Raw genomic sequence first — 26428 nt, 5'->3', positions numbered from 1 at the left:
GTTATAAGATGGACCCAAATAAATATAGCTAACAGGCTTATTTGCAATTGGCTTCTAGGTCTTTTAGTATAACCGTCCTTACCTTTTCTTTTAGTTTAATTTTTTCTTCCATATTTAGTTGGTCTGTTTGGATAAACTTATGGACTCGTGCGCGTATTTTTCCTGGGCCTCCACTAAAAAAGGTGAAGGAAAACCGTTTTTTGTTGTCGCAAAAGGTAATAGGAACAATGGGTATATTATGAGCTGTAGCCATTTTAAAGGCACCATCTTTAAAATTGTCTAATATAATCTCTTCCTCGGGCACGCCACCTTCTGGAAAAATACAAATACTTAAGCCTTGGTTTAATCGTCTTTGTGCTCTTCTGTATACTGCAGTTCTACTTTTTGAGCTTTCGCGATCTACCATTATACATACCCTTTTGTAGAAGAATCCAAATAGGGGGATTTTTACTAACTCCTTTTTTCCGATAAAAACAAAAGGATTTCTACTCACTTTTAACATCAGCATAATATCTAACATGCTGGTGTGGTTGGCTACCAGCATATAACTTTCGCCTTTTATTAATTTTTGCTCCCTCTTTATTTTGGGGAAACACCCCATTCCATAAAGAATACAGTTTGCCCAAATATTCCTAGCCAACCAAAAGAATTGTGCATAAGTTTTCTCGGACATGGTAAAGAGCACAAGTAGGGGTAGCATCACCAAAATGGGTAGAGCAACTAAAATATAAAACCATATACGATATAACGTATAGCCTATTTTTTTCAGTATTGAAATCATGAAATCAAAAATAATAATTATAAGTTCTCTTTTAGGATTTCTTTTACCTTTGTAGTCTTTTGAAAATAATGTCATGGCACGAATATTAACAGGAATACAAAGTACGGGAACCCCACATTTGGGAAATATATTGGGGGCAATTATCCCAGCCATAAATATGGCAAACGACCCTAAGAACGAATCTTTTCTTTTTATTGCTGATATGCACTCGCTTACTCAAATTAAAAATGGTGCAGAATTGCGAAATAACACGTATGCCGTGGCCGCTACTTGGCTAGCATTCGGTTTAGATATAAATAAAACGGTATTTTATCGTCAGAGTGATATTCCTCAAACTGCGGAATTGGCGTGGTACCTAAGTTGTTTTTTTCCCTATCAGCGTCTTACTTTGGCTCATTCTTTTAAGGACAAGGCAGATAGGTTAGATGACGTTAATGCTGGGCTCTTTTATTATCCTATGTTAATGGCAGCAGACATATTACTCTATGACGCAGAAATCGTGCCCGTAGGGAAAGATCAAATGCAGCATTTAGAAATGGCGCGTGATGTAGCCTCAAGATTCCATGCTCAGCTAGGGGAGACATTTGTATTGCCAAATGGAAAGGTGCAAGAAGAGACTATGTATATTCCAGGAACGGATGGCGTTAAAATGAGCAAGAGTAAAGGGAATTTAATCAGTCTTTTTCAATCCGATAAGAAATTGAGAAAGCAGATTATGGGAATCCAAACGGATAGTACACCTATGGAAGATCCAAAAAATCCGGATACTGATACTGTTTTTGCCCTTTATAAAATAGTGGCTTCGGAAAGTCAGGTGGCAGAAATGCAGGAAAATTACCTTAGAGGGAATTATGGTTACGGACATGCCAAGCAAGCGTTGTACGAAGTAATATTGGACCGATTTGGAGAAGCTCGTGAGAAGTTTGATTACTATATGACCCACTTGGATGAACTGGATACTGCTCTTGAGATAGGCGCACAAAAGGCCAGGGTGGTAGCCGATGAGGTTTTGGCAAGGGTGAGAACCAAAGTAGGCTACTAAAATCATAAAAAACCGCTCGGTCCCTTGTTATTAGTGCTCATTTCTTACTTTACGAGGTAATTAGCGTTGATTGGCAATGTTTCCGAATGTACGGGCAAAAATGGTCAATGTATGTGCTCAGAAATGTGCGCTACATACCAATTGATCGGTAAGCAGATGCGGATTTGAAAATTATAGCGGTCTAAATTTTATACAATAAAGGGTTTTATTAGATGAGTTTGGTGGCGAAGATAGTTTTAAATCGCTTCAAATAGTTTGCCTGGTAAGGGTCTTATTACCCCTTTCATTTCCATATTTAATAGGGTAGATGATACCTTAAAAATAGGAAGATTGCAATCTAGGGCAATGGTATCAAGCATTTGTTTTCCTCCTTTTTGGAGGTAGTTGTAAATATTTTTTTCCGTATCATCTAATTCTACGAACAATTGTTTTTGTATTGCGTTGGGCTGTTGGTCTTCTAATTCCCATCCCAACATATAGATTAAGTCAGCAGCTGAGGTAATCATTTGCGCCTTTTGTTGTTTAATAAGATTGTTGCAGCCAGAACTATATCTGTCTTGCACCCTGCCTGGTACTGCAAACACATCCCTGTTATAGCTGTTGGCAATATCAGCTGTAACCAAACTGCCTCCTTTTTCGGCCGATTCTATTACCACAGTAGCTTCGCTCATTCCGGCAATTATTCTATTTCGCCTCAAGAAATTCTCTCTTTCAGGTTGAGAGGTGCTCCAAAATTCAGTTAAAAACCCTCCGTTCTTTTCTACCTCTACTACAAACCGTTTATGGAGTTTTGGATAAATTTGATTTAAACCATGCGCCAAACAGCCTATGGTTTGTAGTCCATTTTTAATCGCCGCTTTTTGTACGCAGATATCCACCCCGTAGGCAAAACCGCTTACAATGATAGGGTTTAGCGGGGCTAATTCTTCAATAAGTTCCTCACAGAAAGCAGTGCCATAACTAGTAATGTTTCTGGTACCTACTACGCTTATTATCTTTCTTTTGTCCAAATCGATTTTACCACTTCCAAAAAGTAAAATGGGACCGTCAATACAATGCTTTAGATAAGCGGGGTAATTAGGGTCTGTAAAAGGATATAGTTGAATATCGTTTTCTTTGATGAAGTTGAATTCTTCTTGTGCTGCTTCTAAATGTTCAGTGTCTAATAGGCCTCTTATAGTGTAATTGCCAATACCATCAATTTTGAGGAGAGAATCTAACTTTTTAGAAAAAACTGCTTCGGGTCCACCACAATGAGCGATTAATTTTTTAGCGGTAATATCTCCTATATTGGGGACGTTCTGCAATCGCAAAAGGGCAATTATTTCATCTTTAGTCATTTATAAGTAGCGCTTAGTTGTTCACAAAATACATAAAAATTTATGTTAATAAAAAGATGGGGTAAGGGTTTTTAACTTGTAGAATATTTACAATCTTTGTCCTTATGGGAACGGAACATTATATAGCGGAGCTACTTTATAGATATAATTGCGTTATGGTGCCGGAATTTGGCGCATTTTTAACCCAGATGGAGTCTGCGGTTATCAACGAAAGCAATAACACCTTTTCACCACCAAGGAAAACGATTTCCTTTAATGAGCAACTTACTTCCAATGATGGACTTTTAGTATCCTACATGGCCGATGCTGAAAAAATGTCTTATGAAGACATGCAGAAAAAAATTGCTTGGGTCTCTCAACAGTGGAAATTGAAGTTGGAAGCAGGCGAAAAGCTATCATTCCCTAATCTTGGTGAATTATGGCGTAACCAAGAAGGAAAAACGCAATTCCAACCTTCAAATGAAGTCAATTATTTAACTTCTTCATTTGGACTGTCTTCTTTTGTAGCTTCTCCAATAACTAGGGAAATCTTAAAAGAAGAGATTTTGGAACTGGAAGAAAAGGTTCCATTTACTATAACTCCCGAAGCACGTAAAGAAAGAAGTAATAGGCCTTATTTTAAATATGCTGCAGTAATATTATTGGCGGTAGCGACCAGTTTTACTGGTTACCGATTATATAATGAGAATGTAAATACCCAACAGTTGGTTAGGCAAGAAGCAGAGCAACAGGTTTCTAGAAACATACAAGAAGCTACCTTTTTTAATACGGCACCATTAGAATTGCCCGTAATATCGCTTAATATCAGTTCTCCTAAAAAAAGTGCGGCACATCAAATCATTGCAGGTGCCTTCCGTGTTAAGGAGAATGCAGATAAAAAGGTGGAGCAGCTAAAGGAAAAGGGATACGACGCCTTATATATTGGGGAAAACGAATACGGGCTGCACATGGTTGCTTATGGCAGCTATAGTAACACTGACGAGGCTTTGCAGGAACTAAGGAAAATAAAAGCGTCCGAATCTTCCGAAGCATGGATGCGTTCCGTAAAATAAATAGACTTCCATTTCCCACCTTCTTAATAGCAACGTACCTTTGGGCAAAAAATTATCCTTTATGCAGTCCAAGACACCTAGTGAGTCACGAACATTAATGACCGACTTGGTATTGCCAAGTGAAACAAATCCCCTAAACAATCTTTTTGGAGGTGAGCTACTGGCCCGTATGGATAGGGCTGCTAGTATTGCTGCAAGAAGACATAGTAGGCGAATTACAGTTACTGCGTCTGTAAACCATGTAGCTTTTAACCAAGCTGTACCTGTGGGTAGTGTAGTAACGGTTGAAGCAGCTGTTTCTAGAGCGTTTAAGACCTCTATGGAGATTTACATAGATGTATGGATGGAAGACCGATTTAGTGGTGAGAAATCCAAGGTGAATGAAGCGATATATACCTTTGTTGCGGTAGACGAGAGTGGTAGACCAATACAAATTCCTGAATTGAATCCTGAAACTCCATTAGAAAAGGAGCGTTACGCCGCCGCTCTACGTAGAAAACAATTGAGTTTGGTGCTGGCAGGAAAAATGAAGCCCAAAGAAGCTACGGAATTACGAGCCCTCTTCATGGACTAACACCAACCGGCTAGTTGTTGAAACAAATAGAAGCGGGAATTCATTATTCCTAGATTAGCGGTGGCCGTATTATAAGTAGGCGTACCACACACCCTTTAAGTTAAGCAAAATGCTTTGTCATGTTACTATTTCTAAACACCTTGGAAGTTAGAGTTGATAGATCCAATCTTCCGGATTTAGCTTCGTAGAATCACGGTATAGGTAGAATTTTAATTGGGTGTTGCCATTGGTCTTACTGGTATAGATTTCCCCTAAATTGGATTTAATACTGACCTTATCTCCCTTTTTTACATTTACCGTAGACAGATTGTAATAGGTGCTAATATAATTTCCGTGTTTTATTTGTACTCCTTTGTTTCCGCCAGGAACACTGAGGATGGCAATAACTTCCCCTTCAAAAATAGAGCGGGCCTGGGAGCCTGGATCGGTGGCAATTATTACCCCATTGCTCTGGTGTTTTATGCCCGGATAAACGGCATCTTTGTAGATTCCGAAGCCTTGTCTTTTAATTCCTTTTTCAACTGGCCAAATTAACTTCCCCTTATTGGCAGAGAAATTATTGGCTACTATGGTGGCCTCTGGAGTTAGTACAAAAGTACTGCTACTAGCTGCCTTTGTTCCCGATGATTTAGTAGTTTCTTTATTGGAAGCTGCAATTGCCATTCGGATCAATCGCTCTATCTGTGCATCAATGCGTTTTGCCTCCTGCTGTTTATTCTTTATTTGGGTAGCATATTTGCTTTCATTGCGCTTAATGGTATTTAGTAATTCCTTTTGAGACTGCATTTCTTTAAACAGCTGGTTCTTAACCGCCGTATTCTCGGCAACTAATCTGTCCTTTTCTTTTCGTTGTTCGGAAAGATCTTTGTTTAGTTGGGTAAGTTCATCAGTTTTTACCAGAATTTGTTCCCCTTGTTCCTTTCGGTACTGGGTATATTGCTTCATATACTGTAATCTTTTAAAGGCCTGAAAAAAGTCCTCCGAAGAAAGCAGGAACATAAGTCTACTTTCCTGTGATTTGTTCTGGTAAGATTTAAGGATCATGTTGCCGTAATCTTCTTTTAATCTGTCTAAATCATCACGTAGCTTACCAATATTTCTTATGTTGGTATTTATTTGCCTGTTTAAAAGATTGGATTGTTGATTGGTAACGCGAATTAATTGTTGACGTACATTAATCTTGTGGTCCATCGCCTCCATTTGGTCCAATACGTTCCCCTTTTCTTTCTTTTCTGCAAAAAGTAATCGGTTAATCTCCTTAATTTCCTTTTCTAATTGTTCCCGTTTGGTTTCTAAGGCTTTTTGTTCACTGGTTTGTGCAAATAGGCCTGTACCCCCAAGGTGGCATAAAAGAAATAGGATATATACTATAGATGATCGTTTAATTCCCATATTCCTTTAAGGCAATTTCTTTAAAACCATTTGGTATTGTATAGGGGAAGTTTAACGATTTATTAAACTCCATATTCCTGTATTCAATTTGTATGCTATTGGATTTATCTCCATCCATTGCAAGAATCTCAACTTTATTGGGAAGTATCCAATTGCTTACTTTTTGATAATTTTTGTATTGGACTTCCAACATTCTCTTTTTCCAAGGCTGGGAAAGTTGCTGGGTAGCCATGCGATAGTTTAATGGCTCTATTTGAAAAAGAGTCTTAAACAGCTCTCCTGATTTTCTGGGTTTAAGCTGATAGTTATTATTTGCGATATCTACTGCGTATTTTTCATCCCTAAGATCAAAAATAGCCTGTCCTAGCAAGAGATTCTGCACCTTGTCAAAGTCGAGGTCGGTTCCTAAAAGCTGACTTAAATAAGAGAAGTCTCCATCAAAATATTCATTGTCCAACTTATTGTAAAATGTTACCCTTTCTGGAGTGATGTAGGCCTTTACGATGCCCAAGGGGGCACTTAACCATATTGCCTTGTCCTTTTCCATTCTAAAGGTTACATTAACACCCTGAGAAGAGCTTCCGTCAGAATAATCTATTTTCATTCTTCCACTAAGGGTTTTAAAGCTGAGTTTGTTATAATAATGATTTCTGATTACCGATTTGGCGCTAATATTTTCATCCACCGTACCGTCTTTTACAACGCTAGTAGATTTACATGAAATGAAAAGGGTTATCATACTAATGATAACTGCCCAATTTCGAAAATTTATTGTTGGATTTCCCATGGTGTTATGAGCCTGATTTTATTTTGCTAAGATACATATTTGCCTTGGAAGAATTTCCCAAAGCAGTATAGGCATATGCCAATTCCTTATATATTTTATTTGATAAACGCTCATCGTCCAAGATAAAATCAATTCCTGATTCTAAGATGGAGACGGCCTCTTTGTGTTTGTCCATTTTATTTAGTGCTAAACCATGGGAGTAATAGAAATAAGGTTGGGCAGGAAAATTTTCCAAAGCTTCCAAACTCATTGCTAATAGTTCCTTGTAATTACTTTGAGCAATTAAATCTGAAAGTGCTTTTAAGTAATTGTCAATAGGACTTTCTTGAATCGCCTGCTCCTCCATTTCTATGGGTGTTTCTTCTGTTTTCTCCTGTTTATTGCGAATAGATTCTTCTATCTTTACGGTATATTCTTTCAAGAAGGAAGATTGTTGCATCCCTTTTAATATTTGCTGTGCTGCTTCGTAGTTTTGACGTTCATAATAGATCAGCACTAAGTTTTTTTGCAATTCGCTATTGGTAAAGGGCAGCTGACTTTTTATGTCCTCTAGATTAAGGCCTTGGGCAGCTAAAATGTTATAAGCTGTTTTAAGGACCCAATAATTTTCTGGTTTGGAATTAAGAGCGGCAAGTGCATATTCTTGAGCCAAAACGTAATTTTTAGTAGCTAAATAAGCTTTTGCAAGCTGATAGTCTAGTACCGGGTTGTTTGCTCCTAAGGCTTTACAGTCCAAGAATAGGTTAATGGCTCTATCATAGTTTTCTATTCCTTTTTGTTTTAAGGCCTCAAAAAACAATTCCTGAAATTCATCTGAATATTCTTCCATAAACAGTTCGGAGCTCTCTTCTTCCTCAAAAATCACTTTTTGCGCATAGGTATTTATAGGCATCAATAAGCACCCTAAAGCAAGAAAAAAAAGCGATCCGATGTTTTTCATTTTACCATCTGCTATTTATAAAATTGAATAACGTATCCAATTCAGAATTAAGGCAATCTAATTGCGAAAGAGCGCACGACTACGCTTATTTTACACCCGTACTACCAAATCCGCCTTCTCCTCGTGAGGTTTCGGAAAGGACGTCTACCTTGTTCCAATCTGCCCTTTCGTGCTTTGCAATGACCATTTGAGCTATTCGTTCGCCATTCTCAACAATAAAGGTTTCATTGGAAAGGTTTACAAGAATCACGCCAATCTCTCCCCTGTAGTCCGCGTCTATCGTTCCAGGTGCATTAAGTACGGTAATCCCCTTTTTAGCTGCCAATCCACTTCTAGGTCGTACTTGTGCTTCAACTCCTATTGGAAGCTCTATAAATAGCCCAGTTTTAATAATGGTGCGCTCCATAGGCTTTAAGGTAACTGGTTCGGTTAGGTGGGCTCTTAGGTCCATGCCAGCGGAAGCTATAGTTTCATAATGGGGTAGGGGGTGTTCCGATTTATTGATAATGTTTATTGTCATTTTTTTAAAAATATTTGTTTTAATGAATCGTTTTCAAGTTTGTACACTATACCTAAAAAGATACTTAGGAATAATATCCCTATAACTAAATTCCGATCGAATACATAGAAGGATAATATAGAGAAGAGAATGGATACTCCTAAATAAAAAATGATCTTTCTGAGGTTATAGGGAACGGGATAATATTTTTTACCATAATAATAAGATAACACCATCATGGTTGCATAAGCTACTAAGGTAGCTACAGCCGATGCTTTATATCCAAAACTAGGTATAAAAGCAAAATTAATGATTATGGTCAGAATAGCTCCAGCTATTGAAATGTAAGCGCCAAATTTGGTTCTATCCGTTACTTTGTACCACACAGAGAGGTTGTGGTAGATTCCGAGGCAAAAAGCGGCTAGAACAATTAGGGGAACAACAGACATGGCCTCCCAATAAGAGCTGTCTCGTACGAAAAGGACTTTTAGCAAATCGGCAAAAACGACTATCCCTAGTAAAATAATACTTCCCAATATTACAAAGTAATTGGTAATCTGGGCATAAGCCTTTTGTGGGTTCTGAGAGGAGGAATGACTAAAGAAGAAAGGTTCTATGCCTATTCTAAATGCTGTAGCAAATAAGGTCATAAACATGGCCAGTTTGTAGCAGGCAGAATACTTGCCAATTTCACTTTCCGCGATGGCTTCCGGTAAGAGGTAGGATAGCAATATTTTATCAAAAACCTCATTTATGGTGAAAGCAATTCCTGCTACAAGAACTGGAAGGCCGTATTTCATCATTTTAACCCATAAGTGCTTATCAAAAACATAGGGTTGTCTTAAGTATAGTTTTAGCATTAACAATAGCGTAATAGCACTGGCTATTAGGTTGGAAATAAATATATAGGAAAGCTCAAAGTTGGGCTTATACAATCCTGAAAAAAGGGTGTTGGAGTTTTCTGCGACCATTTTTGGTAGCAGGATCAAGAAGAATATGTTGAGTCCAAAGTTCACGGAGACGTTTAAAATTTTAATCACCGCATAACGCATTGGTTGTTCGTTTGCTCTTAGCCAAGCAAAGGGAACAATGACCAAAGCATCCAAGGCCAAAATATAAATGGCGTAGTGGATGTATTTGACTTCTATGTTGGTTAAATGGGCGATAACATCCTTAAAGATGAGAGCGATAATAACAAATATAAGGGTAGTTGCCCCAATGGAGATTAATGAGGTAGTCACTACTTTCTTTCGATCTTCAGCTTTGTTGTAGAACCTAAAGAAGGCGGTTTCCATTCCATACGCCAATAAGACATTGAAAATAGCAAACCATGAAAAAATAATGCTTATTTCCCCATACCCGGCCGTTTCTAAAACTCCTGTATAAAGAGGTAGTAAGAGAAATGATAGCATCCTTGGCAATACTGTTGCCAAGCCATAGATAAAGGTCTGCTTGAAAAGTTTTTTTATCTGACTCAAAGAAAACTATGAATTAACTTTAAAAATAGAGATTTAATTACTGAGTGCAAAGTTAGTTAAATACGTTTGGGAACGGATTAACATTTTACGGTATTATAAGGTAGGGTGTATTGTAGTTATACAAAGGGGGTCTAATAAATAGTGATGTGAAGATTATGCATAAAAAAAGCCCCACATTTCTGAAGGGCTCTATATTTATTCTTTTAAATTCGATAATTCAATTGTTACCGCTCTGCCTAATTATTTAATGCTTCCGCAGTTTTATAATTTGGCTTCGCTACCGCTCTGCCTAATTATTTAATGCTTCCGCAGTTTTATAATTTGGCTTCGCTACCGCTCTGCCTAATTATTTAATGCTTCCGCAGTTTTATAATTTGGCTTCGCTACCGCTCTGCCTAATTATTTAATGCTTCCGCTCCCCCAACAATTTCTAAAATTTCGCTGGTAATTGCGGCTTGTCTTGCTTTATTGTAGGTCAGTTTTAATTGATCTCTTAGTTCCGTTGCGTTGTCCGTGGCCTTGTGCATTGCGGTCATACGCGCACCGTGCTCACTGGCGAAGGAATCTAATACTCCTTTAAACAATTGCGTTTTAAGGGATTTTGGTATTAATTCCTCAACAATTTCCGCCTTGGTGGGCTCATAGATATAGTCGGCCATTCCATCGGTATCCCCTTCAATAGGAACAATTGGTAAAAACTGTTCTGTAGTTATAATTTGGGTGGCTGCATTTCTAAATTTGTTGTAGACAATATCAATCCTGTCATAGGCTCCTGAGGCAAAAAGCTCCATCAACTCTTCTGCAATTTCAGACACATTTTCAAAGGTTAGGCTGTCAAAAAGATCACTATGATCTGCAATAACTTCACTTCTTTTTCTCAATGTGTCATTAGCTTTTTTACCAATGGCCATAAAATCTACTTCTTTGTGTGCGTAGATGGTATTGATTAAATGGGTGCTTTGCTTAATGATATTGGAGTTAAAGGCCCCGCACAAACCACGATTAGAGGTAATTGCAACGATAAGCACTTTCTTTACTTCGCGATTATCAGAATAGATACTCCCCGAATCACCTTCCAAACTTGCGCTAAGACCCTGTAATAATTCCGATAACTTGTCAGAATAGGGGCGCATGGCGGTAATAGCATCCTGGGCTTTCTTCAACTTAGCAGCAGATACCATTTTCATGGCACTGGTAATCTGCATAGTAGAGGATACCGAGGTAATCCTATTTCTTATTTCTTTTAAATTGGCCATCTTTTTTGGTGTTGAGTAATGAGTTTAATTTGTAATAATCATAGTGGAACCTGCATTATCAGTTACTACTGGTATAAGCAGCCTTTCCATTTGGTATCACTATTTGTCATTACACATTTTATTCATAAGACTTTATATTGGATACCTATAACCGCAATACTAGCCTTTGTATTTTGCCGATAAATCCTTAGCAACCTTTGTTAATACATCTATCACCTCATCGGTTAATTTACCTGCTTTCAACTGATCTAATACTGGGCGATGTTTTGCGTTTAGGAATTCGATATAGTCTTTTTCAAATTCTTTAACCTTGGTAACAGGAACATCTCTTAACAGGTTTTTAGAACCTGCGTAGATAATAGCAACCTGATCTTCTACGGTAAACGGATCGTTTTGTGCCTGTTTTAAGATTTCTACGTTTCTACGTCCTTTCTCAATTACGTTTAAAGTAGCCGCATCTAAATCCGAACCAAATTTGGCAAAAGCTTCTAGTTCACGGAACTGTGCTTGATCCAATTTAAGGGTTCCAGCAACCTTTTTCATGGACTTTATCTGAGCGTTACCCCCAACTCGTGATACGGAAATCCCCACGTTAATTGCAGGACGTACCCCTTGGTTAAATAAATCCTGAGTTAAGAATATCTGACCGTCTGTAATAGAAATTACGTTGGTTGGAATATATGCAGAAACGTCACCTGCTTGTGTTTCAATTATTGGTAGGGCTGTTAAAGAACCACCTCCTTTTACCATTGGTTTTAATACGTCTGGTAAATCGTTCATGTTTTTTGCAATAGCATCATCCGCGATAACTTTTGCAGAACGCTCTAACAATCTAGAGTGAAGGTAGAATACATCCCCAGGATATGCCTCACGTCCCGGTGGACGTCTTAATAATAGGGAAATCTCACGATAGGCAACTGCTTGTTTAGATAAATCATCATAAATGATTAAAGCGGGTCTACCAGTATCCCTAAAGAATTCTCCAATTGCAGCACCTGCGAAAGGAGCATACACCTGCATGGATGCAGGGTCAGAAGCATTTGCCGCTACAATGGTAGTATAGGCCAAAGCGCCATTTTCTTCCAAGGTTTTAGCAATAAGCGCTACCGTAGACGCCTTTTGGCCTATGGCAACATATATACAGTAAACAGGCTTACCTGCATCGTAAAATTCTTTTTGATTTAGAATGGTATCTACACAAACTGTAGTCTTTCCAGTTTGACGGTCACCAATAACCAATTCCCTTTGTCCTCTACCTACAGGAATCATGGCGTCTATAGCTTTAATTCCAGTTTGCAATGGCTCGGTTACCGGCTCACGGAAAATTACCCCAGGAGCTTTACGCTCTAATGGCAATTCATAAAGGTCTCCCGTAATGGGGCCTTTACCGTCTATTGGATTACCCAAGGTATCTACAACACGTCCTACAATTCCTTCTCCAACTTTAATAGAAGCGATGGTCTGAGTACGTTTTACAACAGAACCTTCTTTAACATTTCTAGAAGGGCTCAACAATACCACACCAACATTATCTTCTTCTAAGTTAAGAACGATACCTTGAAGTCCGCCTTCAAACTCTACCAATTCCCCATATTGAGCGTTGGATAGTCCGTATACTCTGGCAATCCCATCACCAACCTGTAATACGGTACCTACTTCGTCTAAAGAAGCTGATGCTTCAAATCCCGATAATTGTTTCCTTAATATTGCTGATACTTCAGCGGCTTTAACTCCTGCCATTTGTTATAGATATAAGATTAGGACTAAATTGATAATCAACTTCGCCCAAAGTAATTATTTATAAACTATTTGTAAATTCTCTTCTTAGATTCTCTAATTTATGGGCGATACTTGCATCGTACTGCGTATCTCCAACCCTTAAAATAAAGCCTCCAATAATACTCGCATCCACTTTGTTCTCCAAGTTGGACTTATTTCCGGTAAGTTGAACTATCTTATCCTGAATTTTTTTCTCCAATTCTGCTGTTAAAGGAACTGCGGTGGTTACCGTGGCAACCTCCTGTCCTTTTCTGGCTTCATTTAGGATAATAAACTTCTCTGCCACATTATTCAACATGGAGATTCGCTTGTTCTCTACCAATATTGTTAGCAAGCCTTCTGTTACCGGATGACTACCTTTAAAAATTGCGGACAAGGCATCTTTTTTAGATTCCCCTTTTAGCAGTGGACTTCCCAACATTTCGCGAAGTTCTGGACTTCCCAAAATTGTGGCCATTATTTTTCGCATGTCTGTTTCCACTTCTTCGGTAGCTTTATTTTCTACCGCCATGCCCAAAACTGCCTTTGCGTAACGTACCGCTGCTCTAGATTCGTTCATTTTTTAACCTTAGTTAAGCTTAATATCACTTACCATTTCTTCTACCAACTTCAGTTGCTTTCCTGTATCGGAAAACTGCTCTTTAATTACCTTCTCGGCAATTTCCAGGGAAAGGGTAGCTACTTGGTTTTTTATATCGGCTACTGCTGCCTTCTTTTCGCCTTCAATAGCGGTTTTAGCTTGATTTATCATATTGTCGGCCTCTACCTGAGCTAATTCTTTGGCGTCAGCAACAATCTTCTCCTTCATCTCGCGAGCCTCTTTAATCATGCTTTCGCGCTCAATACGGGCCTCTTGCAAAAGACGTTCGCTATCTGCAGTAACATTTTGCATTTCCTTTTTGGCATTTTCTGCTGCTTCTAAAGCATCTTTTATGCCAGATTCTCTTTCTTCAATTGCATTAAGGATGGGTTTCCATGCAACTTTACGCAATACAAGTAACAGTATAATCAGCAATAACAATTGCCAGAAAAACAATCCAAATGAAAACTGTTCTATTAATTTCTCCATGTTTTAATATTATGATATATACGTTTAATAATTAAATGGTAAAAAGAACAGCTATAACCAACCGTTATAGCTGTTTCTTTGTTTGATTAAGATGCAAATAACGCAGCAAAACCGATACCCTCAATAAGAGCTGCAGCAATCAACATTGCTGTTTGAATCTTACCGGAAGCCTCTGGCTGACGTGCGATGGCATCCATAGCAGAACTACCAATTTTACCGATACCGAAAGCGGCACCGACAACTATTAAACCAGCTCCTACAATTGTTGGAATTTCCATAATATATATAATTAATTATTAAACATTCTACTTTTAGTGATCCTCAGGTTCCTCAACGGCCATTCCAAAATAAAGGGCAGAAAGCATGGTGAAAATATATGCTTGTAGGGCAGCTACCAACAATTCTAGGAAAGAAAGTGCGCTAGCCAATACAAACGACATGGAACTTCCCATCCAGCTTTTGAAGATAAACATCATTCCTAGGATACTCATCAAAATTAAATGCCCCGCTGTAATGTTCGCGTATAATCGGATCATTAATGAGAAAGGCTTAATCAAGGTTCCCAATAATTCTATTGGAGCCAATACTACTTTCATGAAAACAGGTACGCCTGGCATCCAAAAAATATGTTTCCAGTAATTTTTATTTGCTGTGAAAGCAGTAATGAAAAAGGTGAATATCGCCAAACAAAAAGTTACGGCAATATTGTTGGTAACATTTACGCCCAATGGGGATAAACCTAATAGGTTGATAATCCAAATAAAGAAAAATACCGTTAACAAATATCCCATATATTTTCTATAATGCTTTTCTCCAATATTAGGAATAGCAATGTCATCTCTGATATATAAAATAATAGGCTCTAGAGCTCGTCCTATCCCTTTAGGGATGTTATTACCTTTATAAGTTTTGGCCATTCTGCTAAACATAAAGATCAATAGTAGGGATACCAAAATAATGAACACTACATTCTTTGTGATGGAAAAATCTAAAGGCTTTACGTTGGTTGCATGGCCTTCTGCATCATAATTAATGGTTCCTTGAGCGTCTGTTTTTACTATCTTTCCGTGGTACAGGGCATAATGTTCGCCATCTACTTCGGCAACAGCTTGACCATGATCTAATTTGGAGGATGAAAATACCTTTAGGCCATTGTCCCATAAAATTACAGGCAGAGGAAAGCCAAAGTGCTCATTATTCTCCTCATCAATGGTGAAAAGGGTGAAATGATGCGAATCAAGTAAATGATGGGCTATAAATTCTTTTATTTCTGCTTTTACGCTACCTTTCTCATCTACGGACTGATTGTCCTTATCTTGTGCAAAAGCATTGAATCCCAGAAGGAGTGTGGCAACTAAAAGAATCTTAACGTAAAATGGTTTTTGCATATCGCTTTAAATATCGGTCTCGAAAAATCCGTGCAAATGTACGCTTTTATTTAAAAAAGAAAAAAGCATTGAACGGTTTATTTTTAAGAGGATCGCAAAAGCCCTAACTATCGTAAAATCAAGGTAAATTATTTAACAATTTAGCAGCAAAAATGGTTTCTACCACCAATCCTACTGAATAGGGGATAAAGAATGTGGCGAATTCTACGGATTCCATGTTCCCATCCATGTTATAAACAGGATAGAAAAGTATAAAGAAAAGAACAAACTTTAACATACTACCTGCTAAGAATAAAAATCCTAATTGGTGTTTAAGTGGTTCTCTAAAAAGGTAAAGAATAGAAAATATGAGAATGGCCAAGATTAGGTTTGATGCATAGGCTAATAGAATCATGTGATCAAATAGGGGGAGTCCCTTTGAATATAAAACTAATAGGTGTAGGCAAAATACGAATAGGCCTAATAGCGCAATGGAGAAATAAAAACTGTAGAGAAGATTTTTTTTAAACATTAATTATTTATGCGTTTCAATTGTTGTAAAACAAGATAAATAGAAATAGCTACCCCAAGGAGGGTAACTATGATCGTAAAGGTTTTGGATTCCATTTCAAAATAAGCGTCTAGCCATTTTCCACCCTTAGCTGCCAAGAAAATGATTATTCCCATTTGTATGGCAACTCCGGATAGTATGGCTGCATTTCTTAGGCCATTGTTTTTTTTAGGCGGTTTTTGAGGATCCATTAACGGTTGCGGTATTTTGTGTGTTTGAAGCACTTCCCTTAGTGCCTTTTCCCCTCATGGTGCAAGAGGCATTAAAAGTAGCTCCTGGTTCTACAGCTAGCTTAGCAACGCTTACCGTGCCGTCTATAATCGCAGATGATTTTAGCGATAATAGATCGGTAACGATCAATTCACCATTAAAACTTCCTTCTATATCGGCTTGTGCGCACTCCACTTTTCCCTTAATATTTCCTCCTGCGCCAATAACCACTTTCCCAGAGGTAGTTACATTGCCTTCTAGTTCGCCATCTATCCTAAAATCTGCATCGGAAACTATATCTCCTTTAATTTTGGTAGACTTGCCTATTCTGTTTGGTTGTCCGGTTGGTTCATTTGTAGTACGAACTTTTTTGTTGTCTGAAAACATATTTTATAGTTTTGTAATTATTGATGTGCTTTTATATTCTTCTACATTTTTATGAACTTGGATAATCTTGTAATTGGTAGATGAAATTACGAAATTCTCATCCAGAATCATGTAGTCCTTATTTTTTTGAATCAGTTCCGTATATCCAAGGGCAAAATCCTTAGCTCTAAAACCATGTACCACCACGAATATCTCCTCTAGATTATAGACATCCAAAGAGACTTTATTTTTATACTTTAATTCCTGAATAGAATTTTCCAATAGTTCTTTTAATCGAAGTGCTTTTTTGGTATCACGAGTTTTGAGGGGAAAAACAACTTTCCAATTTCCAGTGCCACTGCTTTCTGTTTCAGTAGAGAATTCTCTATTTTCTAGTTGTGGTAATTGATTGGCAACCATGCTTTGAGCCTTTTTGCCTTCCGGTGAATTAGGATAATTGAGGGATACATAGTTCAAAGCCTCCTTAAGTGCTACAAAGCCTTGCAATCTGCCAATAGAATTGGCTTTGAGCATCTCCAACTTTGGAATTATAGGATCACCTATGAATTTGCTGATCTGTTCTTCGGTTCCTGTAATAACGCTTAGGAATTCTTGATTTTGATATTTTTTATACAATTGTCCATAAATAGCATCCGGACTATTTGAATCTGCGGCTAAAACAGCCTGTGGGTTTCGTAGTATTTCCGCATAGCGCGATTCTGGATGGTTTATAATAATGTTATACCTCATTTCTTCCGCTAGCGGACTATTTTCTTCCTCATAAATCTTGTATAGATTGTATTTGGAAGGAATAATGAGTCGCTCTTCTGGACTGGACCGAAGGACGTTCTCTAGTTTTCCTGAAGCTAAAAGGTTTTCCTTAAATTTCTCTTTATAGATAAGTCCTAATTGGTAATTAGCAAAGTTGCGTTCGGTTCGTAGGCTATCTATGAAATTTTCATCTGTAGGGATCTGATCCATGTAAAACATCACGTTATATTTTTGATCGTCTTCGAGGGCTACCGTATTATCTTTCTTGTTTGGATCCTCCCCGCCTGTTTGAGCTATATTTTGCACCCTATTTTTGTTGGACCAACGCCAATCATCTTCTAGGGTTCTTGTTCCCCATTTGGATTTAAAATCGTTCTTGCCGTAGCTAAGAGTGGTTATATTATAGAAATAGAACTTACCCTTATTTTCATTATTGCCTTTAGTTTTCATAAAGGTTGCAAAGCCTTCATTGGTAGCTCGCGATTCGTTATTTTGTTTTTTAGCTGCCGCAGTCTTTAGTTTGGTTATATGCGTCTCAAAATAGGCCTGTCTCTCCGTTATCGGAAGCTCGTATAATCCAATAACACTATCCATATATTGTACAACTTCCTCATATTTTATGACATCTTCTAGATTGTCCAGTTTCTTTTTAACCGCTCTGTATTTTTTTGAATTTTCATGTAAATTCTGCAGTACGCTGTCATAATAAGCTCCAGAAGTACGATAGTTGTTCTGGTCAAAATTATAGATGGCCAAATCCTCATAGTTCAGCGCATTTAGTTGAGGCATATTGTTTGTTGCCCTTAGCGATTTATTGTAATATGCCAATGCGAGGCTATCGGATTCTTCTGCATAATGGAATTCTGCCAATTCCCTGTAGATTTTATTTAAAAAAGGTCTGTTTTCTCTATCTTCTTCTAAGCTTACCAGATACTGGTATAGTGCATCCGTATTCTCATCGGTAAGTTCGGTATTCTGTATTTTTTGGATATGGGCGTTAATCATATATACCCTAGGAGATTTCCTATTAAGGGCTATGACTTTGTCAAAGGCATAGTTGGCACTGTCTTTATGTCCTATTTGATTGAATAATTGACCAATAATATATAAATATCGACCTTTTTCGGGGTTCTTCTTGGTGTATGCTGTTGCTATCTTTAGTTGCTGTATAGCGGTGTCTGGGACATTTAAATTAATATATGCTTGCGCCATCATAGCGTGGGTATCTGCATATTCTTGATCTTTTAACTGTTCCTGTTTTAGCAGTCGTTTTAAATTTTTAATTGCAAGCTCTTCATTCTGTAAGCGTATATTAACTTTCTCTCGCCAAATGGTAGCCTCATTAAGTTTGTCGCTCTGTGTGTATTTATTGAGGATATAATTAAAGGATTCTAGGGCGGGCATATACCTTTGGTCAAAATACCTAGCTTTTCCCAAGAGCAGGAAAGCCTCATCGGTTTGCGGATTGCGTTCCCTATTTTTAATATCCATACTGTGTTTTTGTATGGCTTTTGCCGCTTTTTCCTCAGCGAGAAGAAACTTGGGATTATTATCTTCCGAATCCAATTTCAGGTCTTCGGTAACCTCCAATCGTTCTACTGGCAATATCTCCCAATAATTGTCCTGGTATTCAGTATTTAGCCCTTCGCGGCCTTCTTCAAAGGCAATATTGCCATTGTACAAACTATTGTATTTGGTGTTTAGGGCATGCCAACTTCTATTGAGCATAGCATCTTTCTTGGTAGAGCAGGCATTAAATGCCAATCCACCAATAACAGATAATAAAATTAGATTGTTGCGAAGCTTCAAAATTCAATGTATTCGTACGTATCCTAGAACTTAAAAATAACGTGTTTATTATGCAGTTGGTCGGTAAAAGTAGAATTATTTTTATGAAGTAGACACAATCTTTGGTAACTTCCATTAAGAAGTTAATTTTTCAGTGGTAATAATTAATAATATCAAGAGAAGTAAATATGCTCTTGTTGTATTATTCCGAGGTTCCCTAGCATGCGAATTGAGGAGGAATTTTCCCTGGACACCATTTTATTTATATAATTGTGAAAGTTTAACTACGCAGGTCCTGCGAAAAAGGCCTCCAGTTCTTTTAGGGTTTCCGTAGAGGTACGGATGTCCTTAACCGTTTCGCCCTTCTGCAACACTACTATACGCTCACAAACCTCTGTAACATGGATTAAATCATGACTAGAAATTAGTACGGTAACCTCTCTGTTATTGGCAAGATCTTTAATTATACCTTTCAGTCTAATTTGAGTAGTGGGGTCTAGGTTAGCAAAGGGCTCGTCTAAAATGATCACTTCGGGATTGCCAATAAAAGAGGCAACAATGCCCACTTTTTTCTGGTTTCCTTTAGAAAGGTCACGCAAATATTTTTTCTGTCCAAGAATCTCCCCATGGAAAAAACCTTCAAAACCGGGCAAGAGCGCATCTACATCGGCTTTGTTCAGTCCTCTTAATTCTCCAATAAAATAGAAATACTCCTCGGGGGTAAGATACCCTATTAAAAAGGTTTCATCTATAAATGCGGAGGTAAATGGTTTCCATGCTTCGCACTCATCTACCAAAACGCCGTTATTAATAATGTGGCCTGTAGTGGGTTGAATAAGGTCTAGCATTAGGCTGAATAGGGTGGTTTTTCCTGCCCCGTTGTTTCCTACGAGGCCAAAGCTCTGTCCTTTAGGAATTTCCAAATTCGCTATATTCAATACCGTAGCGCTGCCATAGGTCTTGGTTATATTTTCAATTTTAATCATAAAATATGTTGTTATTAAGCTTTTTGCTTATAGGCAGCCAGCGTTTTATACTTTTCTTTTTTATAAATATGCTCTATCCTTTTAAACACCTTATTTTTAAAGGCAAACCCAAGTACGCCAGCCATGGCTACAAAAATATAACCCGCAGTAGGATTAATTAGGTAGTGTCCTAAGGCATAAAAACCTAAGGGCAAAATTAACTTGGGAAGGGTAAGTAGAAGGGTTTTGGAGTTAAATGCCTGTTTATCTCCAAATGCCTTTTTGTTTGAGCTAAGGTCTATAGGTGTTTTTATATAGGCTCCGCCCCAAAGAACTAGGTAAGAATTGACTCCTATATTATAAATTGCACCAACGATTACCGCTAAGTAAGCATCCAGTCCAAAATAGAGATAAAAGGAAGCTAAAATTGTGCTTATTATGGTGGCAATTACCATTAGGAACCACTTAGAATTTAAATATTCCTTGTATTTTATGTTCTGACTCATCATTAAAGGGTAGTAGGCACTATCCCAACTAGGAACAAATTGACCAAAACTAAATAGGAAGCCGCCTGAAATAAAAATCCCTGCAAATATCTTCCAAACCGGTCCGTCATAAGCAGATACGCTTCCACTAAAGAACAACAGCCCGTAAAAAATGAAAAAGAAACTCATAATTACTGAGGTCTTGGAACGCTTATTTCTTTTGATCAATTTAATATCGTTCTTTAAAAAGGTGCCTAAATTTCCAAAACGGTTTAACCATGTATAATCCTCCGTCTTAGCGACCGATTTTTTGCTTGCTAACCCTGCATCTAAATACATATGTCTTCTAAAATAGGTGAAGGCGGATACAGCAAGGGCTAGCAACATGGCCCACGGCAATAAGGCAGTTAGTGGATTTTGGTATAAGGCATTAAATAGCGGCGCTGTGTATTGGGTGATGTTGAAAAGGTTAAAATATTGACAAGCACCCAAAACGATGATGAGGGCCAATACGGCATAGAATATTTGGTCTTTATTATTCACCAATACATTGATGAAATTATTGCAGAAGATCAATGCCATAATCCCCAATTGCCAAGCTATAACTCCTGTGGGGTTGTATCCTTCAATCAGCAGTACAACTGCGAACGGTAAAAAGAAAAATGCGTGGGACCAGTTAAAGAAAGAAATTACCGTTTTTCCTAAGGAATATGCCACTACCTGATTTTTTTCTACCGGTAGGTATAATAAAGGCTTTATATTGGTAATAGGCATTTTTTGAAGCATATACCTCAAATAGAGATCCCCCACCAAATAGTAAATCAAAAACTGGTTGAATACCTCTAGCGGATCGCCCCATCCCCCTTTTTTAATAATATAAAAGGCACCAACGCCCATTGCTAAGAATACGGCCATAAAATAGAGTGCCCCAAAGAACATTAGGATTTTAATGCCCAAATTGGATTTAAAGGATGCGGATCTAAAAAAGGATTTCCACTCAAGGGAAAGAAAGTGTTTTAGCATATAGGTGTTTGGTTATTGCTCATCGGTTAGTATAAAATGCATCAGATTTGTTACAGCAAATTTATACAATTCTGTACTCGGGATACGTTTCTTCTAATAGTTCTTCTGCCTTTTGTGGAATGATGTTAGTAACTACATGAAGAAATAAGCCTAGGCAGGGGAGTCCAACAGAGATAAGGAGTGATAACCACTCAGATTGTAAGCTTGTGGATCTGATAGGCCAAGAAATGATGTATATGGGAATAAAAGCAATGTTGGAATATTCCAATTGTTGAAAAATTAAATCTTCTAGCATCCATCTTTTTTCTTTAGAACGTTGTTGCTTTCTAAATTTAAAAGTTTTATAAAACATAAATAGCAAAGACATAAAGTAAACACCGTAAACAACCCCAATTCCTATTTCAGGAGATAATAGCCGTAATAGCGTATAGCAAAGAGCTATTAAAAAAACGGTTAATGCAACTTTAGGAAAGGTAAAATAGTCTTTAAAAAAACGCCAGATATAAGCCCGATATCGTTTTTCCATTGCTTTTACCTGCTCTAAAATAACGTCTTGAAATCCGAAAACGCCAAATTTTTTAAACTCTCTGTTTAGCGCTTCCTTAAAACTAAGTTGCGGATTTTCTTTCCATTAGGCTTCAATCCCATTGCTTAAATGATCTACTAACTCGGTTTGCAAGTCGTAAAGCTCCACAAAGTGTTGGCGGGTAAAGGTGTATAGCTCCTGTATTTGCGTTGGATTAACTTTCATTTTATGCTATTTTGTAATGAGCTAAATACGCTTTCTTCAATTCATGGATGAATCTTATAAAGACCAAACCCATTACTACGATTAGCGAGATAAAAGCGTAGTAAATTAAGGTGTTTTCTTGAAAAAACACTTTTGAATAATAGGGGGAAAATAAAAACAATATCCCTTGCTGAAAAATAATTAAAGGTGTTCCTATACGCTCTAACCCTGAAAAACGGTTTTTCCTAAATACAATCTTATAGTTATAGAAATAATAAATAAGAATCACGAATAAAATCCCCAATGGTATATATCTGAAAGTTACAATTAGATCAAATGATTCCGTACCTATTTTTAGGAGTAAAAGAAAAGTGAAAAAGACTACTATGCTCCAAGGCTTACATAATTGAATACCAAGTTTTCGCAGCATCTTTAAGTCGGTAACCTTCCTAAAATTTTTATTCCATTTTAAAAGCTCTTTCTTGTTGACTATCATAAAAGATTTAAAGGCCTCGTAAAAAGAAATGTTCTCCACTTCCATTGTTTCCAAAACCCCAGTAGCAACATGGTCTAGCATTTACACACGGAGATCTAAATATTCAATGTCTGAATTTTTAAGGTAGGTATCTATAAATCTTAGTTGGTGTTGGTCTAATTTCATTTATTGTTGGTTTTTCGGAATCGGGACTCTATTTAGTATCAAACTTTGTAGGGATGATTCTAAACTCAACTTTGGATTTACTAATTGCTGCATATTTCGGATAAAATCTTGCAATTCTGCTAAGCGGTTCACGGTCTCCTTTTCTCCGGCTTCGGTAAGTTTATAATACTTTCTTATTCTATTGTCTACTTTGGCAACTTCTACTTCTAATAAACCTTCTGCTTCTAATTTATGTAGGGCAGGATACAATGATCCTTCGGTGATTTTTAATTCGCCCTTGGTGATCTCCTTTACTTTTTGGGTAATTTCGTACCCGTACATTTTTCCTTGCTCTTCTAAGAGTTTTAGGATAATGATATTTAAACTTCCTTTATATAATTTGGAATTTCTCATTTTGATTACAAATGCATAATATGTGCGCCTTTCTGGAGCTAAAACAAAGCACGGCTTTACAGTTTAAATAATAAATGTAAGAAATATTAGAATGCCTAAGCATCCTATGTATGCATTTTTTTTGAAATCCCGTTTTAAATCCTGCTTGCTTTGCTTAATTTTGCGCCAAAGATTTAATATGGCCCATTTTCATTCGCTTACGGTTCAAAAAATAAAGCAACTTACACCAAACTCGGTTGCAATAACTTTTACCATTCCAAAGGAACTGATCCAGACATTTGGTTTTACCGCTGGTCAATATATAACCATTAAAAAAGAGATTAAAGGCAAGGAATTACGTAGAGCGTATTCCATTAGTTCTTCCCCTAAATCCGACTCCATTACCATTGGGGTAAAAAAGGTGGATAAAGGTGGATTTTCCGCTTATGCCCATAGTAAATTAAAGGTTGGGGATGTTTTAGAGGTTATGCCTCCAGAAGGTAGGTTTATATTTAAGCCTAGCAGCAGTCCTAAAAATATTGCCGCATTTGCTGCAGGGAGTGGAATTACTCCTATTATGAGTATTGCCAAAACGGTGTTGGAAAGTAATCCTAAAAACACTTTTGTTCTGACTTTTGGGAATAGGTCCTATAAAGAAACCATGTTCTATACGGATTTGGTGAAATTACAATTGGATTACCCAAATAGGTTTTTCGTGTATTTTATATTGAGTCAGACTCAGGAGGACGAATCTATATTTGGGAGAATAGACACTTCCACTATAAACTATGTGCTAAAGAATAAACATAAGAACGTAACGTTCAATGATTTTTATTTATGTGGTCCAGAACCTATGATCCACTTGGTGAAAGATCATTTAAAAGAAAACGAAATTACTGAGGATAAGATTCATTTTGAACTTTTTACCGAAACTGAAATTAAGGACGAACTTCCTGAGAAGCTAGATGGTAAAACCGTGGTGAAGGTTATTTTGGACGATGAGGAGTTTTCGCTTTCTATGGATAAAGGTTCCGTAGTGCTCGATGCGGTTCTAAAAGAGAACATTGATGCGCCTTATTCCTGTCAAGGTGGAGTTTGTAGTAGCTGTATCGCTCGAATCAAAGAAGGAAAGGCCGAGATGGTAAAAAATCAAATTTTAACCGATGGCGAAATTGCCGAAGGGCTTATTTTAACCTGTCAAGCGCATCCAACTACCGAAACATTAACGGTGGATTATGATGATGTATAACATGGTCTAACGATGGCGTATTGTTAAAGGCCGTAAATGGTCTGGACTCAGGCAAAGAATTATTTTAGAGTCTTAATGCTATAATGTCTTTATTTTTGCTTAAATTTTAAATATGTCAGAGATCGTAAATCGCGTTGCGCAAAGTAAATTAGTCACCTTTAATTTAGAGGATTACTATCCTAAGGGAGAAAGGGTGCTTTTAGATATAAAGGATTGGCTGTACGAAGATATTATACTTCGGGAAAAGGAATTTAGGCAGTATTTGGAAGATCACGATTGGAGCCAATACCAAGATAAGTATATTGCTTTAACCTGTTCTTCAGACGCTATTATTCCGGGTTGGGCCTATATGCTTATAGGTACTAAATTACAGCCCTACTGCAAGAGAATGGTTGTTGGTGAACTAGAAATGCTGGAATCTTCCTTATATCAAGACATTTTGGAAAATTTAGATGTTTCGGAATACGAGGGTAAACCCGTTATCGTTAAAGGGTGCTCTAACAAACCTGTACCTCCCAATGCTTATTTATGGGTCACGGCAAAATTACAAAAGGTGGCAAGAAGTGTTATGTATGGTGAAGCTTGTTCCTCCGTGCCACTTTTTAAGGCAAAATAACTCTCAATAAGACACAGCCAAAATACAAAGTTTCTTAATTTTGCCGTAAATTCAATAAACATAGATTATTATGAAGAAAATTGTACTCGCATTTATCGTCCTTATGACGATTCAAGTAGGTTCAGCTCAAACTTTGGAAGAACTAAAGGCAGAGAAAAGTATTAAGACTGATTCCATTGCAGCAATTCAAGGAAGGGTAAATGACATCCAAGCAAAGATAAAGGCGCTTCCGGGATGGAAAAAAGGCGCTTTTGGAACAATAGGTGCCAGTCTTTCTGGATTTAACAACTGGTACGCCAAAGGAGCTCCTAACTCTAGTGCAGGGAATATTGGTGTAACAGTAAATGCCTTTGCAAACCTTAATCAGGAAAAGTTTTTTTGGAGAAACTCCCTTAACGTAAATCTTGGATGGGTAAAGATAGACGATAAGGATATTGATACCGATGACGATAGCTTTCGTTCCTCTACAGATGTATTTACAATAACATCTCTTTACGGTCAGAAGCTTAGCGAAAATTTTGCGATCTCGACCTTAGGGGAATACAAAACAACCATTATCGATAATTTTAACGATCCTGGTTATTTGGATCTTGGGGTGGGTGCTACGTGGACTCCTATTACCGATTTAGTAGTGGTAATACACCCATTAAACTATAACTTTGTTTTTAGTAGTGGGGATACCGTTTTTGAATCTTCTTTAGGAGCTAAGATTGTTGCCGATTATACAAGACAATTAGGGAAAGTAAATTTTAAAACTAATTTATCTATGTTTCAAAGCTATAAATCTTCGGACTATTCTAACTGGACTTGGACCAATTCTTTTGGTTATACCTTGTGGAAAGGAATTGGGTTAGGATTTGAGTTTGGCTTAAGGGATAACAAGCAAGAAGCATTGAACTATGCTATTAATAATATGGCAGTTACCGATCCTGAGCCTAATTTTAGCAATGTAGATAATGACTTGCAGACGTATTGGTTGTTTGGTCTAAACTATTCTTTCTAATATATAAAAAACGTATATATATTATCAAAAGCCCTCTATTCGGGGATATTCGGGAGTAGGCCGATTTTCACTAAAAACTGGACAGAACGAATCCTGGAACATCGATGTTTCCGGGATTTTTTTTATGGTTTATTTTCGAAGTGGATTTTCGTCCGGTTTAAGAGGGCTTTTTGGTCGTTTTAGTGAGGTTCTGGCATACCTTTCCCATCGAAGTTTCGGATCGCTAGTCCCTATGCCGCTTTTTCCAGCGCCATGGCCGACA

28 protein-coding genes are annotated in these 26428 nt (G+C 37.5%); 6 read left to right on the top strand and 22 right to left on the bottom strand.

What is annotated here, in order from left to right; all coding sequences use genetic code 11:
- Positions 1-37 precede the first annotated feature (37 nt).
- The gene (locus G466_RS0110310; RefSeq protein WP_026813592.1) at positions 38-781 is read right to left on the bottom strand and encodes a lysophospholipid acyltransferase family protein; all 744 of its coding nucleotides are present in this window, start codon (positions 779-781) and stop codon (positions 38-40) included.
- Positions 782-854: 73 nt separating this feature from the next.
- On the opposite strand from G466_RS0110310, the gene trpS reads away from it, so the two are divergent.
- On the top strand, positions 855-1823 hold the full coding sequence (trpS, locus tag G466_RS0110305; RefSeq protein WP_026813591.1) for a tryptophan--tRNA ligase: 969 nt from the start codon (positions 855-857) through the stop codon (positions 1821-1823).
- A gap of 236 nt (positions 1824-2059) precedes the next feature.
- On the opposite strand, the gene dprA is transcribed toward trpS, so the two are convergent.
- Positions 2060-3163, bottom strand: a complete 1104-nt coding sequence (dprA, locus tag G466_RS0110300) for a DNA-processing protein DprA (RefSeq protein WP_026813590.1) — start codon at positions 3161-3163, stop codon at positions 2060-2062.
- A 104-nt stretch (positions 3164-3267) separates the two neighbouring features.
- Here dprA and G466_RS0110295 point away from each other — a divergent pair, with 104 nt between their 5' ends.
- Positions 3268-4215, top strand: coding sequence for an HU domain-containing protein (locus G466_RS0110295; RefSeq protein WP_026813589.1), 948 nt, complete (start codon positions 3268-3270; stop codon positions 4213-4215).
- A gap of 61 nt (positions 4216-4276) precedes the next feature.
- On the top strand, positions 4277-4789 hold the full coding sequence (locus G466_RS0110290) for an acyl-CoA thioesterase (RefSeq protein ID WP_026813588.1): 513 nt from the start codon (positions 4277-4279) through the stop codon (positions 4787-4789).
- 147 nt (positions 4790-4936) lie between these two features.
- On the opposite strand, the gene G466_RS0110285 is transcribed toward G466_RS0110290, so the two are convergent.
- The 20 genes from G466_RS0110285 to G466_RS21760 all read right to left on the bottom strand — a co-directional run bounded on the left by G466_RS0110285 (position 4937) and on the right by G466_RS21760 (position 23319).
- Positions 4937-6181, bottom strand: coding sequence for a murein hydrolase activator EnvC family protein (locus G466_RS0110285; RefSeq protein ID WP_026813587.1), 1245 nt, complete (start codon positions 6179-6181; stop codon positions 4937-4939).
- A complete protein-coding gene (locus tag G466_RS0110280) occupies positions 6171-6968 on the bottom strand; it encodes a DUF4292 domain-containing protein (protein ID WP_034235291.1) in 798 nt (265 codons plus the stop codon). The genes G466_RS0110285 and G466_RS0110280 overlap by 11 nt, the downstream gene beginning before the upstream one ends.
- A gap of 4 nt (positions 6969-6972) precedes the next feature.
- Positions 6973-7908 carry a tetratricopeptide repeat protein gene (locus G466_RS0110275; protein ID WP_026813585.1) on the bottom strand — a complete coding sequence of 312 codons (936 nt, stop codon included), beginning with the start codon at positions 7906-7908 and terminating at the stop codon, positions 6973-6975.
- An 85-nt stretch (positions 7909-7993) separates the two neighbouring features.
- Entirely contained in the window at positions 7994-8428 is a 435-nt protein-coding gene (gene dut, locus G466_RS0110270) for a dUTP diphosphatase (protein ID WP_026813584.1), read from the bottom strand.
- Positions 8425-9885 (bottom strand): oligosaccharide flippase family protein, encoded by a 1461-nt coding sequence (locus G466_RS0110265; RefSeq protein WP_026813583.1) that lies wholly within the window; start codon positions 9883-9885, stop codon positions 8425-8427. Before G466_RS0110265 ends, dut begins: the two co-directional genes overlap by 4 nt.
- Positions 9886-10280: 395 nt before the next feature.
- Positions 10281-11141 carry an ATP synthase F1 subunit gamma gene (atpG, locus tag G466_RS0110260; RefSeq protein WP_026813582.1) on the bottom strand — a complete coding sequence of 287 codons (861 nt, stop codon included), beginning with the start codon at positions 11139-11141 and terminating at the stop codon, positions 10281-10283.
- A 159-nt stretch (positions 11142-11300) separates the two neighbouring features.
- Positions 11301-12881, bottom strand: a complete 1581-nt coding sequence (gene atpA, locus G466_RS0110255; RefSeq protein WP_026813581.1) for a F0F1 ATP synthase subunit alpha — start codon at positions 12879-12881, stop codon at positions 11301-11303.
- Positions 12882-12939: 58 nt separating this feature from the next.
- Positions 12940-13479, bottom strand: a complete 540-nt coding sequence (gene atpH / locus G466_RS0110250) for an ATP synthase F1 subunit delta (RefSeq protein ID WP_026813580.1) — start codon at positions 13477-13479, stop codon at positions 12940-12942.
- Positions 13480-13488: 9 nt separating this feature from the next.
- Complete coding sequence (locus tag G466_RS0110245) at positions 13489-13989, bottom strand: F0F1 ATP synthase subunit B (protein WP_026813579.1); 501 nt, start codon at positions 13987-13989, stop codon at positions 13489-13491.
- Between the two features lie 86 nt (positions 13990-14075).
- Positions 14076-14267, bottom strand: coding sequence for an ATP synthase F0 subunit C (atpE, locus tag G466_RS0110240; protein WP_026809418.1), 192 nt, complete (start codon positions 14265-14267; stop codon positions 14076-14078).
- A gap of 33 nt (positions 14268-14300) precedes the next feature.
- Complete coding sequence (gene atpB / locus G466_RS0110235) at positions 14301-15377, bottom strand: F0F1 ATP synthase subunit A (protein ID WP_026813578.1); 1077 nt, start codon at positions 15375-15377, stop codon at positions 14301-14303.
- 118 nt (positions 15378-15495) lie between these two features.
- Positions 15496-15888 carry a DUF6168 family protein gene (locus G466_RS24450; RefSeq protein ID WP_026813577.1) on the bottom strand — a complete coding sequence of 131 codons (393 nt, stop codon included), beginning with the start codon at positions 15886-15888 and terminating at the stop codon, positions 15496-15498.
- A complete protein-coding gene (locus G466_RS0110225; RefSeq protein WP_026813576.1) occupies positions 15888-16118 on the bottom strand; it encodes an AtpZ/AtpI family protein in 231 nt (76 codons plus the stop codon). The genes G466_RS24450 and G466_RS0110225 overlap by 1 nt, the downstream gene beginning before the upstream one ends.
- A complete protein-coding gene (locus G466_RS0110220) occupies positions 16096-16524 on the bottom strand; it encodes a bactofilin family protein (RefSeq protein ID WP_026813575.1) in 429 nt (142 codons plus the stop codon). Before G466_RS0110220 ends, G466_RS0110225 begins: the two co-directional genes overlap by 23 nt.
- A gap of 3 nt (positions 16525-16527) precedes the next feature.
- Entirely contained in the window at positions 16528-19083 is a 2556-nt protein-coding gene (gene porW, locus G466_RS0110215; protein WP_026813574.1) for a type IX secretion system periplasmic lipoprotein PorW/SprE, read from the bottom strand.
- Positions 19084-19346: 263 nt separating this feature from the next.
- On the bottom strand, positions 19347-20048 hold the full coding sequence (locus tag G466_RS0110210) for an ABC transporter ATP-binding protein (RefSeq protein ID WP_026813573.1): 702 nt from the start codon (positions 20046-20048) through the stop codon (positions 19347-19349).
- 14 nt (positions 20049-20062) lie between these two features.
- Complete coding sequence (locus G466_RS0110205) at positions 20063-21535, bottom strand: DUF5687 family protein (RefSeq protein WP_026813572.1); 1473 nt, start codon at positions 21533-21535, stop codon at positions 20063-20065.
- A 61-nt stretch (positions 21536-21596) separates the two neighbouring features.
- Positions 21597-22061, bottom strand: a complete 465-nt coding sequence (locus tag G466_RS21765) for a hypothetical protein (RefSeq protein WP_051315602.1) — start codon at positions 22059-22061, stop codon at positions 21597-21599.
- A gap of 226 nt (positions 22062-22287) precedes the next feature.
- Positions 22288-22842 (bottom strand): hypothetical protein, encoded by a 555-nt coding sequence (locus G466_RS0110195; RefSeq protein ID WP_026813571.1) that lies wholly within the window; start codon positions 22840-22842, stop codon positions 22288-22290.
- Between the two features lie 84 nt (positions 22843-22926).
- On the bottom strand, positions 22927-23319 hold the full coding sequence (locus G466_RS21760; protein ID WP_051315601.1) for a PadR family transcriptional regulator: 393 nt from the start codon (positions 23317-23319) through the stop codon (positions 22927-22929).
- 178 nt (positions 23320-23497) lie between these two features.
- Here G466_RS21760 and G466_RS0110185 point away from each other — a divergent pair, with 178 nt between their 5' ends.
- The 3 genes from G466_RS0110185 (at position 23498) to G466_RS0110175 (ending at position 26166) form a co-directional block, all read left to right on the top strand.
- Complete coding sequence (locus tag G466_RS0110185) at positions 23498-24547, top strand: ferredoxin--NADP reductase (RefSeq protein ID WP_026813570.1); 1050 nt, start codon at positions 23498-23500, stop codon at positions 24545-24547.
- Positions 24548-24659: 112 nt separating this feature from the next.
- On the top strand, positions 24660-25163 hold the full coding sequence (locus tag G466_RS0110180; RefSeq protein ID WP_026813569.1) for a DUF2480 family protein: 504 nt from the start codon (positions 24660-24662) through the stop codon (positions 25161-25163).
- Positions 25164-25233: 70 nt separating this feature from the next.
- Positions 25234-26166 carry a DUF3078 domain-containing protein gene (locus G466_RS0110175; protein WP_026813568.1) on the top strand — a complete coding sequence of 311 codons (933 nt, stop codon included), beginning with the start codon at positions 25234-25236 and terminating at the stop codon, positions 26164-26166.
- The last annotated feature ends 262 nt before the right edge of the window (positions 26167-26428 follow it).

Origin of the sequence: Arenibacter certesii DSM 19833 (assembly GCF_000429545.1) — a bacterium.
Lineage (GTDB): Bacteria > Bacteroidota > Bacteroidia > Flavobacteriales > Flavobacteriaceae > Arenibacter > Arenibacter certesii.
Note: the sequence above shows the minus strand (reverse complement) of the source record. Positions and strands in the feature narration are given on the sequence as shown.

Bases quoted from the DNA above. Each gene is read 5' to 3' on its own strand.
- G466_RS0110310 (WP_026813592.1), bottom strand. From the start codon at position 781: ATGATTTCAATACTGAAAAAAATAGGCTATACGTTATATCGTATATGG.
- G466_RS0110280 (WP_034235291.1), bottom strand. From the start codon at position 6,968: ATGGGAAATCCAACAATAAATTTTCGAAATTGGGCAGTTATCATTAGT.
- atpE (WP_026809418.1), bottom strand. From the start codon at position 14,267: ATGGAAATTCCAACAATTGTAGGAGCTGGTTTAATAGTTGTCGGTGCC.
- trpS (WP_026813591.1), top strand. From the start codon at position 855: ATGGCACGAATATTAACAGGAATACAAAGTACGGGAACCCCACATTTG.
- G466_RS0110290 (WP_026813588.1), top strand. From the start codon at position 4,277: ATGCAGTCCAAGACACCTAGTGAGTCACGAACATTAATGACCGACTTG.
- G466_RS0110210 (WP_026813573.1), bottom strand. From the start codon at position 20,048: ATGATTAAAATTGAAAATATAACCAAGACCTATGGCAGCGCTACGGTA.
- G466_RS0110225 (WP_026813576.1), bottom strand. From the start codon at position 16,118: ATGGATCCTCAAAAACCGCCTAAAAAAAACAATGGCCTAAGAAATGCA.
- G466_RS0110285 (WP_026813587.1), bottom strand. From the start codon at position 6,181: ATGGGAATTAAACGATCATCTATAGTATATATCCTATTTCTTTTATGC.
- G466_RS24450 (WP_026813577.1), bottom strand. From the start codon at position 15,888: ATGTTTAAAAAAAATCTTCTCTACAGTTTTTATTTCTCCATTGCGCTA.
- G466_RS0110295 (WP_026813589.1), top strand. From the start codon at position 3,268: ATGGGAACGGAACATTATATAGCGGAGCTACTTTATAGATATAATTGC.
- G466_RS21765 (WP_051315602.1), bottom strand. From the start codon at position 22,061: ATGGAAAAACGATATCGGGCTTATATCTGGCGTTTTTTTAAAGACTAT.
- G466_RS0110275 (WP_026813585.1), bottom strand. From the start codon at position 7,908: ATGAAAAACATCGGATCGCTTTTTTTTCTTGCTTTAGGGTGCTTATTG.
- G466_RS0110175 (WP_026813568.1), top strand. From the start codon at position 25,234: ATGAAGAAAATTGTACTCGCATTTATCGTCCTTATGACGATTCAAGTA.
- G466_RS21760 (WP_051315601.1), bottom strand. From the start codon at position 23,319: ATGAGAAATTCCAAATTATATAAAGGAAGTTTAAATATCATTATCCTA.
- atpG (WP_026813582.1), bottom strand. From the start codon at position 11,141: ATGGCCAATTTAAAAGAAATAAGAAATAGGATTACCTCGGTATCCTCT.
- G466_RS0110205 (WP_026813572.1), bottom strand. From the start codon at position 21,535: ATGCTAAAACACTTTCTTTCCCTTGAGTGGAAATCCTTTTTTAGATCC.
- G466_RS0110245 (WP_026813579.1), bottom strand. From the start codon at position 13,989: ATGGAGAAATTAATAGAACAGTTTTCATTTGGATTGTTTTTCTGGCAA.
- atpA (WP_026813581.1), bottom strand. From the start codon at position 12,881: ATGGCAGGAGTTAAAGCCGCTGAAGTATCAGCAATATTAAGGAAACAA.
- G466_RS0110195 (WP_026813571.1), bottom strand. From the start codon at position 22,842: ATGCTAGACCATGTTGCTACTGGGGTTTTGGAAACAATGGAAGTGGAG.
- atpB (WP_026813578.1), bottom strand. From the start codon at position 15,377: ATGCAAAAACCATTTTACGTTAAGATTCTTTTAGTTGCCACACTCCTT.
- G466_RS0110220 (WP_026813575.1), bottom strand. From the start codon at position 16,524: ATGTTTTCAGACAACAAAAAAGTTCGTACTACAAATGAACCAACCGGA.
- dprA (WP_026813590.1), bottom strand. From the start codon at position 3,163: ATGACTAAAGATGAAATAATTGCCCTTTTGCGATTGCAGAACGTCCCC.
- dut (WP_026813584.1), bottom strand. From the start codon at position 8,428: ATGACAATAAACATTATCAATAAATCGGAACACCCCCTACCCCATTAT.
- atpH (WP_026813580.1), bottom strand. From the start codon at position 13,479: ATGAACGAATCTAGAGCAGCGGTACGTTACGCAAAGGCAGTTTTGGGC.
- G466_RS0110180 (WP_026813569.1), top strand. From the start codon at position 24,660: ATGTCAGAGATCGTAAATCGCGTTGCGCAAAGTAAATTAGTCACCTTT.
- G466_RS0110185 (WP_026813570.1), top strand. From the start codon at position 23,498: ATGGCCCATTTTCATTCGCTTACGGTTCAAAAAATAAAGCAACTTACA.